This window comes from Actinomadura sp. J1-007 (assembly GCF_009793335.1).
Taxonomy (GTDB): Bacteria; Actinomycetota; Actinomycetes; order Streptosporangiales; family Streptosporangiaceae; genus Spirillospora; species Spirillospora yumaensis.
Map to the genome: position 1 here is coordinate 3,418,718 of NZ_WING01000001.1, position 12,501 is coordinate 3,431,218.

The 12,501-nt window shown below is 72.3% G+C and carries 10 protein-coding genes, 1 tRNA gene, 1 other RNA gene and 1 pseudogene; 8 read left to right on the top strand and 5 right to left on the bottom strand.

Annotated elements, in window-relative coordinates:
* Positions 1 to 53 precede the first annotated feature (53 nt).
* The 4 genes from GEV43_RS15550 to GEV43_RS15565 form a co-directional block, all read right to left on the bottom strand.
* Positions 54 to 377, bottom strand: a complete 324-nt coding sequence (locus GEV43_RS15550; RefSeq protein WP_160821308.1) for a type II toxin-antitoxin system VapB family antitoxin — start codon at positions 375 to 377, stop codon at positions 54 to 56.
* A 209-nt stretch (positions 378 to 586) separates the two neighbouring features.
* Positions 587 to 1,636, bottom strand: coding sequence for a cobalamin-independent methionine synthase II family protein (locus tag GEV43_RS15555; RefSeq protein ID WP_160821309.1), 1,050 nt, complete (start codon positions 1,634 to 1,636; stop codon positions 587 to 589).
* Positions 1,637 to 2,258: 622 nt separating this feature from the next.
* Positions 2,259 to 2,343 (bottom strand) — tRNA-Ser (locus tag GEV43_RS15560).
* 10 nt (positions 2,344 to 2,353) lie between these two features.
* Entirely contained in the window at positions 2,354 to 2,686 is a 333-nt protein-coding gene (locus GEV43_RS15565; RefSeq protein ID WP_160821310.1) for a DUF952 domain-containing protein, read from the bottom strand.
* Between the two features lie 60 nt (positions 2,687 to 2,746).
* Between GEV43_RS15565 and ffs the strand changes: the two genes are divergently transcribed.
* The 8 genes and pseudogenes from ffs (at position 2,747) to GEV43_RS15605 (ending at position 11,051) form a co-directional block, all read left to right on the top strand.
* Positions 2,747 to 2,842: signal recognition particle sRNA small type (gene ffs, locus GEV43_RS15570), an RNA gene on the top strand.
* A gap of 39 nt (positions 2,843 to 2,881) precedes the next feature.
* Positions 2,882 to 5,104 (top strand): DNA polymerase III subunit gamma and tau, encoded by a 2,223-nt coding sequence (locus tag GEV43_RS15575; RefSeq protein WP_160821311.1) that lies wholly within the window; start codon positions 2,882 to 2,884, stop codon positions 5,102 to 5,104.
* A 142-nt stretch (positions 5,105 to 5,246) separates the two neighbouring features.
* Entirely contained in the window at positions 5,247 to 5,666 is a 420-nt protein-coding gene (locus GEV43_RS15580; RefSeq protein WP_160821312.1) for a YbaB/EbfC family nucleoid-associated protein, read from the top strand.
* Between the two features lie 396 nt (positions 5,667 to 6,062).
* Positions 6,063 to 6,662: a recombination mediator RecR gene (gene recR / locus GEV43_RS15585; RefSeq protein WP_160821313.1), complete on the top strand. Its 600-nt coding sequence runs from the start codon at positions 6,063 to 6,065 to the stop codon at positions 6,660 to 6,662.
* Positions 6,655 to 7,203, top strand: coding sequence for a DUF5063 domain-containing protein (locus GEV43_RS15590; RefSeq protein WP_160821314.1), 549 nt, complete (start codon positions 6,655 to 6,657; stop codon positions 7,201 to 7,203). Before recR ends, GEV43_RS15590 begins: the two co-directional genes overlap by 8 nt.
* 464 nt (positions 7,204 to 7,667) lie before the next feature.
* Positions 7,668 to 8,942, top strand: coding sequence for an aspartate kinase (locus GEV43_RS15595; protein ID WP_160821315.1), 1,275 nt, complete (start codon positions 7,668 to 7,670; stop codon positions 8,940 to 8,942).
* Between the two features lie 284 nt (positions 8,943 to 9,226).
* Positions 9,227 to 10,329, top strand: a pseudogene (locus tag GEV43_RS15600) (aspartate-semialdehyde dehydrogenase).
* Positions 10,330 to 10,382: 53 nt separating this feature from the next.
* Complete coding sequence (locus GEV43_RS15605; protein ID WP_160821316.1) at positions 10,383 to 11,051, top strand: TetR family transcriptional regulator; 669 nt, start codon at positions 10,383 to 10,385, stop codon at positions 11,049 to 11,051.
* A 58-nt stretch (positions 11,052 to 11,109) separates the two neighbouring features.
* Here the strand turns inward: GEV43_RS15605 and GEV43_RS15610 are convergent, their stop codons facing one another.
* Positions 11,110 to 11,667, bottom strand: coding sequence for a hypothetical protein (locus GEV43_RS15610; protein ID WP_206681180.1), 558 nt, complete (start codon positions 11,665 to 11,667; stop codon positions 11,110 to 11,112).
* Positions 11,668 to 12,501 lie beyond the last annotated feature (834 nt).

Consider the following 12,501-nt stretch of genomic DNA (forward strand, 5'->3'; position numbering starts at 1 on the left):
GATCCGTCACGTCCCACCGGTGAACGCGACGGATCGCGGACCCGTCCGGGCGTTCACTCCGAGGGCGTGCCCGCCATGTCCACGGCGTCGAGGTCGAGGACGCGGGCGTGCAGGACGAGCCGCTGGTGCAGCGCGGCGCGCAGCGCCCTGTGCAGGCCGTCCTCCAGGTACAGCTCGCCCCGCCACTGCACCACGTGCGGGAACAGGTCGCCGTAGAACGTCGAGTCCTTGGCCAGCAGGGACTGGAGGTCGAGCTCGCGCTTGGTGCTGACGAGCTGGTCGAGGCGGACCTGGCGCGGCGGGATCTTGGCCCAGTCCCGGGACGAGAATCCGTGCTCGGGATAGGGCCTTCCGTCACCTACCGCCTTGAAGATCACACTTCGAGTCTAAGGGGTCCGCCAACACCAGAGAAGGCACCGCAACCCGCCGCCTCACGCGTCCCCCGCCCGTCCGTCAACCCCGCCGCCCCAGCTCAACCGCTCCGTACCCGAGCCGCCGGCCCGATCGCGAAGCGATGCGGCGCTCGCCAGGGCGCGGTCAGGCACGAGCCCTGGCGAGCGCGGTGGACGGGCCTCCGGAGAACCGGCTAGAGGCCCAGTTGGGTCGAGGCGAGGGCGGTGCCTTCGACGCGGGCGCGGATCTTGGCGAAGGCGATCTCGCGGGACGTCGAGGTGTCGTCGGCGAACGGCGCGAAACCGCAGTCGTCGCAGGTCCCGAGGCGTTCGACCGGGATGCGGGCGGCGGCGGCGAGGACCCGGTCGCGGACCTCTTCGGGGGTCTCGACGCGCGGGTCGATGGGGTCGATGACGCCGACGAACACGCGCGCGGACGCCGGAAGATGGTCGGCGATGATGCCGAGGACGCGTTCAGGGTCGCTCTCGCTGGCGAGCTGGACGTAGAAGTTGCCCGCCCTGATCTGGAAGAGCTTGGGCAGCAGCCCCGCGTAGTCCACGTCCAGGCTGTGGGTGGAGTCCTGGTCGCCGCCGGGGCAGGTGTGCACGCCGATCCGGGCGCGTTCGGCCTCGGAGAACCGGTCCAGGACCTGGTTGTTGAGCGCCACGAAGTCGTCCAGCACGCCGCCGGACGGGTCCAGCTTGAGCGACAGCCGCCCTTCGGTGAAGTCGAGCTGGACGACGTGCGCCCCGGCGTTCAGGCAGCCTCGGATGTCGGCCTCCGCCTCGGCCACCAGATCGTCGCGGAACGCCTTCGCCGGGTACCCGTCCAGGCCGTCGCTCGGGTAGAGCAGGCTGAGCGCCGATGGGGCGATCACGGCCTGCTTGACCGGGACGTTCGCGTGGCTGAGCGCCGCCCGCAGGTAGTCCTGGGCGTGCACGGCGTAGCGGAACGGGCCGGAGGTGAGCACCGGGAGCTGCCGCGTGTGGCCGTCCTCGAACGGGATGACGACGCCGTCCGGGCCCAGGCCGTCCGCCCCTGCGAGGGGGTACGTGGCGAAGCTCGGTTTGGACTGCTCCCCGTCGGTGACGACCGGCGAGCCGATCTCCTCCAGACGGCGGATCGTGTCCCGTACGGCCGCGCCCTGCGCGGCGGCCGTCTCGACGGGGTCTCCGGCGCTCATCGCCGCCAGCAGTTCGGGGGGCCGGGGGATGCTGCCGATCGGTTCAGTGGGAATTCCCATGATGTGAACGTAGACATCGACCGGCCCTCGATCAATCGCAAGGAATGCCCAGTTAGGGCAGCGCGACGGCCACCGAATTACGGCCGGTCGGCAAGCCCGCCCCCAGAGACCGATTCGTCCACAAGCAATCCCGAATTCTGATCACCGGCCCCGCTCGTGCGCGGCGCCGCCCGCCTCGGGCGTCGAGGACCGTTCTACCTGGTCGTAGGGGGTAGGCGGGACGGATGCCGGTCGTGGAGATCTTGGTTGGATTTCCGGCCTCGCGGGGACGCGTGAGCCGCTCCACCTGTATTCGTGCGGCGTGCTGCCAAAGGTGGAGGTGTTTGAGTGGTGAAAATTCACATCGTTCCGTACGTCCGCCGATGCAAGTAGATGATCTCTGTGGTCGGAGCGACGGGGCTCAGATCGCAAGAGAATGCCGTTCAGAACCAGCACGGCGTACGGTGTACGGCTGGCTAGGCGGAGGGCGCGCCGGCGGCGGCGTGGGCGATCCCTGGCGAGCGGGCACGGAGGCGGCACGGACGCCCTGGAGGGGCGTGGCGTGGGCTTTGGCTGGGGGCGGAGAGCATGAGAGGCCGGTACCCGTGGGGTACCGGCCTCGTGTCTTGCCTGGTCAGGCGAGCGGAGGATACGAGATTCGAACTCGTGAGGGCTTGCACCCAACACGCTTTCCAAGCGTGCGCCCTAGGCCACTAGGCGAATCCTCCGCGAGAGAGCTTACCGGGTCTCGGGCAGTGCGCGGACATCAATAATCGCCGAGAGCGGAATCGGGCCGAAGACGTGGGGGAAGACGTCGCCGTCGACGGGCTCGTAGCGGACGGGGGCGTCCAGGAGGGTCGGGTCGATGACCAGGAGCACCAGGTCGTTCCGGTCGACGGACCGGTAGAAGCGGGCCAGGACGCCCTCGACCTGCGTCTCGTCGGTGGAGCAGTGGATGAAGCCCTCGTCGGCGAGCGTTCTGCCGAGGGTGGACATCTCGTACGACACTCCGGCGGCGCGGGCCGATTCCCAGTGGCGGCGTTCGGCGATGTGCAGCAGCGTCGGGGCCATGGGGCGGGAGCCTACGCGGGAAGCGTGCGAATCAGGGACCGGGGATGTCATAGACTCTGTGCAGACCCCTCGCACGGCGTCACCCTGTGAACCTCCCCAGGGCCGGAAGGCAGCAAGGATAAGCAGGCTCTGGCGGGTGTGCGGGGGGTCCTTTTCGCTTTTGACGCTCTGCTTCTCCAGGGAGGGCGGACCCCCATGAGTCTGGCTCTGTACCGCAAGTACCGGCCAGCGACGTTCGCCGAGCTCAAGGGGCAGGAACACGTCGCCGAGCCCTTGCAGCAGGCGCTGCGCAACGGCCGGATCAACCACGCGTACCTGTTCAGCGGGCCGCGCGGCTGCGGCAAGACGTCCAGCGCCCGGATCCTGGCCCGTTCGCTGAACTGCGAGCAGGGCCCGACGCCCGAACCGTGCGGCAAGTGCGACTCGTGCGTCGCGCTCGGACCCACGGGCACCGGCCACATCGACGTGATCGAGATCGACGCCGCCTCGCACGGTGGCGTGGACGACGCGCGCGACCTGCGGGAACGCGCCTTCTTCGCCCCGGTGTCGGCGCGCTTCAAGGTGTACATCATCGACGAGGCGCACATGGTCACCCGCGAGGGCTTCAACGCGCTGCTGAAGCTCGTGGAGGAGCCGCCGCCGCACCTGAAGTTCGTGTTCGCGACGACGGAGCCGGAGAAGGTCATCGGGACGATCCGGTCCCGGACGCACCACTACCCGTTCCGGCTGATCCCGCCGGGCGTCCTCCAGGAGCTGGTCGAGGAGATCCTGCGGGCCGAGGACGTCCCGTACGAGGCGTCGGCGCTGCCGCTCGCGGTGCGGGCGGGGGCCGGGTCGGCGCGCGACACGCTGTCGATCCTCGACCAGTTGCTGGCCGGGTCCGACGAGGACGGCATCACGTACGCGCGGGCGGTCTCGCTGCTCGGCTACACCGACTCGACGCTGCTGGACGAGGTCGTCGCGGCGTTCGCGGCCCGCGACGGCGCCGCGGTGTTCGCGGCGATCGACCGGGTGGTGGAGAGCGGGCAGGAGCCGCGCCGGTTCACCGCCGACCTGCTGGAGCGCGTCCGCGACCTGGTGATCCTGTCGAACGTTCCGGAGGCCGGCGGGACGGGGCTGCTGAACGCGCCGTCCGACGAGATGGAGCGGATGCGGCGCCAGGCGGCGTCGATGGGCCCCGGGGAGCTGACCCGGGCGGCCGACCTGCTGCACACCGGCCTGACGGAGATGCGCGGGGCGACCTCGCCCCGGCTCCTGCTCGAACTGATCTGCGCGCGCATCCTGCTTCCGGCGGCGTACGAGGACGAGGCGTCGCTGCTCGCCCGCCTCGACCGGCTCGAACGGCAGGCGTCCCAGGGCGGTCTTCCCTCCGCGGGAGGCGCGCCGCCGCAGCCTGCTTTCCAGGGCGTCTCGGGTGGCCTGCCGTCGGCTCCGCCCGCAGCCGCTGCGCCTGCGCCCGCGCCCGCGGCGTCCGCTCCGGTGGAGGCTGCGCCGGTTCCGTCTCCCGCGCCGCGGTCCGAGCCTGAGAGGGAACGGCCCAAGCCGCCGCCCGCACCTGAGCCCGCGGCCTCCGCGCCGTCCGCGCCGTCGAGGCCGTCCACGCCGCCCGCGCCGTCGCGGCCGGCCGCGCCGCCCGCTGCTCCTTCGCCCGCCGCGGGCGGGGGCGGGGAGTCGGCGCCCGCCGCCGGGGGGATGGACGTCGCGGCCGTTCAGCGGTTGTGGCCGGACATCATCGAGGCGGTCAAGCAGAAGAGCCGCGTCGCCTGGATGGTGATCATGTCCGGGGTGCGGCCCGTGTCGCTCGACCGGAACCTGCTCACCCTGGCGTTCGACGCCGAAGGGGCCAGGACCAACTTCGCGAACGGCGGCCGCGACGCGGTGCTCCGCGAGGTGCTCAAGGAACGGATGGGCGTCGACTGGCGTGTCGACACCGTTCTCGCCGGGTCCGAGCCCGCGCCGGGCGGCGGCGGACGTCCCGGAGGCGGCGGGTCCAGGCCCGGCGGCGGCAGCGGTGGCAGCGGCGGCGGGTACGGCGGCGGGCCATCGCGGCACAGCCAGCCGGCGAACGGCCCCGCAGGGGGACAGGCTTCGGGGCCGGCCTCCGGTTCGTTCGGCGGCGGCGGTGCGTCCGGGGCCCCCGGGCCGGGCGGAGGTCAGGCGCTGGCCGAGGCGCCCGCTCCTCCGCGCCCGAACGCGGCGCCGTCCGCGGAACCCGCGGGAGACCCCGGTCCTCCGCCGCCCGCCCCGCCGCCGGACGAGGTGCCTCCGCCCGACGCGCCGTCCCCGGTGGACGAGAGCGACGAGGTCGATCCGGAGGGCGACGCCGACGCCGACGGCAACGAGGCCGAGATGAACGGGATGGCCCTCATCCAGCGCGAGCTCGGTGGGCAGATCATCCGAGAAATCGACAACTCCTGAGGAGAACGGCCGTAGTCGGCGCACCGCGGCCGGTACGTGCCGGATCGTGTCGTCACCCCGTAGTCTCGGGGGAACAGACGTCCGGTGGTCGGCGGGTCGCCGAGGACAAGGCCCTCACCAGGGCCGAGGAACGGAGTGCACCGTGGAACCCGGTGGTTTGAACATCCAGGAACTGCTCCAGCAGGCCCAGCAGATGCAGGAGCAGCTCTTCACCGCGCAGCGCGAGCTGGCGGAGGCCGAGGTGAAGGGGACGTCGGGCGGCGGCCTCGTCACGGCGACCGTCAACGGGCAGGGCGAGGTCACCGGGCTGACCATCGACCCGAAGGCCGTCGACCCCGACGACCCGGCCGACACCGCCGAGACGATCGCCGACCTGGTGCTCGCCGCGATCCGCGACGCCGGCCGCGCCGCCCAGGAGCTCCAGCAGGAGAAGATGGGCCCGCTGGCCGAGGGCCTCGGGAGCGGCGGCGGCATGCCCGGCCTCGGCGAGGGCGGCCTGCCCGGCGGTTTCCCCGGCCTCGGAGGTCTCGGCGGCGGTACGCCCGGTACGCCCGGCGCCTGAGCGGCCCTCCCGCCGCGCGCGCCGCCTCACCGGGCCCTCCTGGCAGGCCGCGCACGGGCGGTCGAACGGACCGTTCGCGCGGGACCGCGGAGCGGCGACCGGAAATGGATCCCGCAGGGGCTTGGCCCGGCGACGGCTTCAATGTGAGCCTTGTCCTAGAAGAAGCCGTCCCACCGGACCGGGACCGACCAGAACGACCGGAACGGCCGGAACGGAAAGTCCGAACGAAAAGCCCGTACTGAAAGGCCAAGCCCGCAGGTGCGGGACCGCCGCCGATGTCCCCAGGCCGGAACCTGGCGGAAGCCGGAGAACCGGCGCCGCGACCGGAAACCGGCGTAAGGTCCCGGAACCGGAGTCGGAACCGGGACCGCGGCCACACGTGAAAGGGAGCGACCGTTGTACGAAGGGGTGGTCCAGAACCTCATCGACGAGCTGGGCAGGCTGCCCGGCGTCGGCCCCAAGAGCGCGCAGCGGATCGCCTTCCACCTGCTGGCCGCCGACCCCGCCGACGTCGAACGGCTCTCCAAGGCGCTCAAAGAGGTCAAGGACAAGGTGCGCTTCTGCAAGACGTGCGGGAACGTCGCCGAGGAGGAGGAGTGCCGGATCTGCCGGGACGCCCGCCGCGACCCGCACGTCATCTGCGTGGTCGAGGAGTCCAAGGACGTCGTGGCGATCGAGAAGACCCGCGAGTTCCGAGGCCGCTACCACGTGCTCGGCGGGGCGATCAGCCCCATCGAGGGCGTCGGGCCCGAGGACCTGCGCATCCGCGAGCTCATGCAGCGCCTGGCGGACGGCGCGGTCACCGAGCTGATCCTCGCCACCGACCCCAACCTGGAGGGCGAGGCGACCGCGACCTACCTCGCCCGGCTCGTGAAGCCCATGGGGCTCACCGTCACCCGCCTGGCGAGCGGCCTGCCGGTGGGCGGCGACCTGGAGTACGCAGACGAGGTAACGCTGGGCCGCGCATTCGAAGGACGGAGGCTGCTCGATGTCTGACACCAACAGCCCGCAGGACTGGAACGCCCTCGCCGAACGGGTGGCGTGCCACGTCGAGAACTACCTCAACGGACTGGAGGCGGTCGCGCGGGGCGACGGCGGCTCCCATACCGTTCCGCTGCTGCTCCTGGAGGTCTCGCAGGTCATCCTGGCGGGCGCGCAGCTCGGCGCCAGCGCCGACGTGATCCTGCCCGACAACTGGGAGCCGGAGATCGGCGACGACCCCGACCTCGACGCCGTGCGGCAGGGGCTCGCGAGCCGCCTGACCGCGCTCGACGAGTACGTGGAGGTCTTCGACCCCTACAAGGACACCGAGCCGACGGCGTACCGCCTGTCCGACGACCTCGTCGACGTGGCCAGCGACCTCGTCCACGGCCTGCGCCACTACCAGCAGGAACGTCCCCTGGAGGCGCTCTGGTGGTGGCAGTACTCCTACTTCAACCACTGGGGCAACCACGCCGGCGCCGCCCTGCGCGCCCTGCACGCCGTGGTGGCCGGCGCCCGCCTGGACGTCGTGACCGAGTCCGTCGCCGCAAGCTGACCCCTCCGGGCACGCCGACGGCCGCGCATTCCGCCGGCCCGTGGGCTGAGGGCCGTACGCTTCGCCGGGCCGCAGGGGCCTCGGGCGACGCCGGAGGCTGACCGCCGCACGCTGTACGCCCTACGCCGGGCCAGTACCGTACGCGGCGGGGCCAGTGCCGTGGGCTGAGGGCCGTACGCCTCGCCGGGCCGCAGGGCCTTGGGCGACGCCGGAGGATGACCGCCGCACGCCGCAAGCCGTACGTCGTACGCCGGGCCAGTGCCGTACGCGGGGCCAGTGCCGTGGGCTGAGGCCGTAAGCGTCGCCGGGGCGCAGGGGCTTCGGGCGGCGCCGGAGGGGGTGTGGGGCTCATAGCGCGGGCGGGGGCGGTGCGGGGTGTGAGTTACCTGCTCGTAATCCACGGCGAGCGCCTCGGTAGACTCTTCGGGCGTACGCACTGACCCCGATCCGAGGAGCGCCCACTCGTGGCTCTTGTCGTGCAGAAGTACGGTGGCTCCTCCGTCGCCGACGCCGAGTGCGTCAAGCGGGTCGCCCAGCGCATCGTCGCGACGAAGAAGGCGGGCCACGACGTCGTCGTCGTGGTCTCCGCCATGGGTGACACGACGGATGACCTCATCGATAAGGCCAAGCAGGTCAGCCCCCTGCCTCCCGCCCGTGAGCTCGACATGCTGCTCACCGCCGGGGAGCGCATCTCGATGGCGCTGCTGGCCATGGCCATCGCCAACCTGGGCCACGAGGCCCGCTCGTTCACCGGCTCGCAGGCCGGGGTGATCACCGACGGCTCGCACGGCAAAGCCAAGATCATCGACGTCACGCCGGGACGGATCCGGACCGCGCTGGACGAGGGCTCGATCTGCATCGTCGCCGGCTTCCAGGGCGTCTCGCAGGGCACCAAGGACATCACCACGCTCGGCCGCGGCGGTTCCGACACGACCGCGGTGGCGCTCGCCGCCGCGCTGGACGCCGACGTCTGCGAGATCTACTCCGACGTCGACGGCGTGTTCACCGCCGACCCCCGCATCGTGCCCGCCGCGCGCAAGATCCCCCGCATCTCGTACGAGGAGATGCTGGAGATGGCCGCCAGCGGCGCCAAGATCCTGCACCTGCGCTGCGTGGAGTACGCGCGCCGCTACAACATCCCGATCCACGTACGGTCCTCGTTCAGCCAGAAGGAAGGCACGTGGGTCGTCGACAGCAGCGAGATCGAAGGACACGACATGGAGCAGGCGATCATCTCCGGCGTCGCGCACGACCGGAGCGAGGCCAAGATCACCGTGGTGGGGGTGCCCGACAAGGTCGGTGAGGCCGCCACGATCTTCACGGTGCTCTCCGAGGCCGAGATCAACATCGACATGATCGTGCAGAACGTGTCGGCCGCGTCCACGGGGCGCACCGACATCTCGTTCACGCTGCCGGTGACCGACGGGCAGAGCGCGCTGACCGCGCTCAACAAGCTCAAGGAGCGGATCGGGTTCGAGTCGCTGCGCTACGACGACCGGATCGGCAAGGTCTCGCTGATCGGCGCGGGGATGCGCTCGCACCCCGGCGTGACGGCCACGTTCTTCGCCGCCATCGCCGACGCCGGCGTGAACATCGAGATGATCTCCACCTCGGAGATCCGGATCTCCGTCGTGACCGCGCAGGACGACCTCGACACCGCCGTCGCCGCCGCGCACCGCGCGTTCGACCTCGACACCGAGCAGGTCGAGGCCGTCGTCTACGGAGGCACCGGCCGCTGACCCGCGCTGCCGTTCGTTCGTGCCCGGTCCTCGTTCGCGGGGGCCGGGCACGGGCGTTCCGTGCCGTTTTCTGGGTGCGGCCTGATGTGGTCCGGTGTGCCACGGGACACAGTGCGGGGGCGGCGGGCGGGCGAGGGTTTGGGTGCGCCGGACGGCGCGCCGCCGCGAGCCGTCCGGCGCGCCAAGCCTGGCGCGTCGCCGCCGGACGCGTGGAACCCGCCGCGCTCGTCCGGTCCCGTCGGCGGCGGCGACTGAGGCGGTCGGCCGGGAGGGTGGAGGCGATCATGGGCTCCAGCGCGTTCGGCCGGGGGCGTCCGGTGCTCGCCGTGGTCGGGGCCGCGGGAGCGGTCGGCGCCGAGGTCCTCGACCTGCTGTCCACGCGGGCCGACGTGTACGGGGAGATCAGGCTCGCGGGCCCGCCCCGTTCGGCCGGGGGAAGGCGGCCGTGCGCGGCGAGCGGGTGGAGGTCGCCGCGGTCGCGGCGGAGGTCTTCGACGGTGTCGACATCGCGATGTTCGCCGGGAACGGCAGGGAGGCCGCCGAGACCGCGGAGCGCTGGGCGCCGGTCGCGGTGGAACGGGGCGCCGTCGTGGTGGACGGCACGAGCGCGTTCCGCGACGATCCGCTCGTCCCGCTGGTCGTTCCGGGGATCGGCCGCGGCCGGGTCAGGGAACGCCCGCGCGGGATCGTCGCGGGGCCGGGCGCGACCACCCTCACGATGATCGCCGCGATCGACGCGCTGCACCGCCGGTACGGCCTGCGCCGCCTCGTCGTCGCCTCGTACCAGGCGGCCTCCGAGGAGGGGCGCGCGGGCGTGGACGCGCTGCACGCGCAGATGGAACGGGTCGGCGGCGACCGCACCCTCGGGCACCGCGCCGGGGACGTACGGGGCGCGGCCGGTGATCCCGGGCCGTTCGCCGCGCCGCTCGCGCTGAACGTCGTGCCGTGGGCCGGGTCTCTCGCGGACGGCGGCTGGACCTCGGCGGAACGGGCCGTACGCGACGAGACGCGGCGGCTCCTCGGGCTCCCGGGCCTCAAGGTCACCGCGACCTGCGTCCAGGTGCCCGTCGTGACCGGCGTCGCGCTCGCCGTCCACGCCGTGTTCGGCGAGCGCACGGACCGGCGGGAGGCGCAGGCGGTCCTCGCGGGCTCGCCGGGCGTGGTGCTGTGCGACGTACCGGAGGCGCACGAGTTCCCGACGCCCGCCGACGTGGTCGGGACGGATCCGGCGTGGGCCGGGCGGGTGCGCCGTTCGGAGGACGACCCGAAGGCGCTCGACCTGTTCCTGTGCGGCGACAACCTCCGGCAGGGCGCCGCGCTCAACATCGTGCGGACCGCCGAACTCGTCGCCGCGGGCGCCGCGGACTCCACCGGCTCCACCGGCTGAGACGCGTTCGGCGTCATGAACAAGTGTCGCCGCTGGGCTTTAGGCTGGCATGCGTGACCGAGACGAAGGCCGTGAAGTCCGAGCAGACCCGGGCGCTGATCGTCGAGACCGCGCTGCGGCTGTTCCGCGAGCGCGGGTACGAGGCGACGACGATGCGGGCCATCGCGAAGGAGGCGGGCGTCTCGGTCGGCAACGCCTACTACTACTTCGGCTCCAAGGAGGAGCTGATCCAGGCGTACTACGACGAGCTCCAGGACGACCACGTCACCGCCTGCCGCGCCGTCCTCGCCGCCGAGCGCGACTTCGCACCCCGCCTGCTCGGCGTGCTGAAGGCGCGGGTCGACACGATGGTGCCCTACCACGAGTTCGCCGGGAAGTTCTTCAAGTTCGCCGCCGAGCCGACCAGCCCGCTGAACCCGTTCAGCGCCGAGTCCGGCCCCGCGCGGGACTCCGCGGTCGCGATCTACCGCGAGGTCGTGAACGGCTCCAGCCTCAAGATCGACAAGGAGTTCCGCGAGGAGCTGCCCGAGCTGCTGTGGCTCTACTCGATGGGCATCGTCCTGTACTGGGTGCACGACGACTCGCCGGGCTGCCGCAAGACGTACCTGCTGGTCGAGCGCACGGTCCCGCTGGTCAACCGGATGGTCTCGATGTCGCGCCTGCCCGGCTTCAAGTCCGTCACCCGCGAACTGGTCAACATCATCCGCGACGTCCGCGCCTGACCACCGCCGTGGCCGTGGCCGGGGCCGGCGGGGCCGGGGCCCGTGGCTGGGGCCGTGGTCAGTGGAATGTGATGTCCCAGTGGTCGCTTTCCCGGGCGAACACGGCGTTCGCCGGGGAACGGTAGAGCTCCGCGCCGTCGCCTCTGGTGCCGAGGAAGCGGTACCGCTGGATGTACCGGTCGGTGCAGGCGGTCGGCATGATGTCGATCTTGTAGCCGTTCCAGTGGCTGTACGGGCCGGGCGCGTGGCCGCGCTCGGTGCCGCCCGACACGACCAGCCCGCAGCCGGTCGCCTTCCGGAAGCCGATCAGCCCGTCGATCGAGCCCCACCTGATCTGGTCGAACGACGTGCAGCCGAGCCGCGTCCGCTCGGAGCAGCCGCCCGTCGAACGCCACGTGATGCCGTTCGCCCGCAGGGCCGATTCGGCGAGGCCCTGCCGTACGCGCGCCGTCCTGGACATCCGCCGCGTATCGGGCTGTGGCGGCACGCGGCGCGCCCCGTTCGGCGGCCCGGCGCTCTTCCTGGCGGTGGTGGGACCGGCGACCCGCAACGAGACGGGCGCGTCGTGCGTCCGGACGGCGATCTCCAGCGCGGCGGGCGACGTGGATTTCGGCATCAGCGAAGCACTGCTGGCGGGCCGGAACGAAGCGCTGGTCACCGGCACGGCGCGCCCGACGGCGACCCCGGCCGCGGCCGCCTCCGCTGCGGCTTCCGCTGCGGCGTCGGCAGCGGTTTCTCCTGCGGGGCCGGCCGCTTTTCCGGGGACGTCGGTGTCCTCGGGATGTTCAGGTCCGTTCGCATCCGCTCGTGTGGAAATGCCTGCGGGCTCGTTCGAGACGGGCGATGACTTCTCGTTCCCGCTGGGAAAGGTCTCCGGCCATGGCTGGCCGCTCGTTCCGGCGCTGCTCGGTGGACGTGCGACGTGCAGGGCTGGCGCGATTATGTCGGCGTCGGGCAGGGACGGGCCGTTCGCGTCAATAGCGGGCAAAGTTTCGTCGGGTGCTGCTGTTTCGCCGAGCAGGGAACGGGCCAGGGCGCCTACTTCGGACGATGGCCGTTGAACGTCCGAGCGCATTTCGGGTGAGGAGGGCGCGGACATTAAGTCGTCTGGACCGGCCGAACGGACGCGAGGTGCAGCGTCCTGAGGAGTGGCACGGTGGGACGCTGCGGCGACCGAGCGGGCGCGTGGCGGCGGGTCCTGCCGGGTGGCGCCGTTGGGCGCTGCGGCGGACGAGCGGACGCGGTCCGGGAGGTTCCGCCGGGCGGCATCGTCGGGCGTTGTGGCGGACGAGCGGACGCGGTCCGGGAGGTTCTGCCGGGTGGCGCCGTCGGGTGTTGTGGCGGATGAGCGGGTTTCCGGGTCCGGGCCGGGGCGGGCGTGCCGAGGCGCGGGGCCCCGGGCGGGGGCCGCGGCGCCGGCGGGTGTGGCGATGGCGGAGGCGGCGGTGGT

Coding starts and splice junctions, on each gene's coding strand:
- GEV43_RS15555 (WP_160821309.1), bottom strand. CDS start 1,636: ATGGGAATTCCCACTGAACCGATCGGCAGCATCCCCCGGCCCCCCGAA.
- GEV43_RS15565 (WP_160821310.1), bottom strand. CDS start 2,686: ATGGCCCCGACGCTGCTGCACATCGCCGAACGCCGCCACTGGGAATCG.
- GEV43_RS15575 (WP_160821311.1), top strand. CDS start 2,882: ATGAGTCTGGCTCTGTACCGCAAGTACCGGCCAGCGACGTTCGCCGAG.
- GEV43_RS15590 (WP_160821314.1), top strand. CDS start 6,655: ATGTCTGACACCAACAGCCCGCAGGACTGGAACGCCCTCGCCGAACGG.
- GEV43_RS15610 (WP_206681180.1), bottom strand. CDS start 11,667: ATGCCGAAATCCACGTCGCCCGCCGCGCTGGAGATCGCCGTCCGGACG.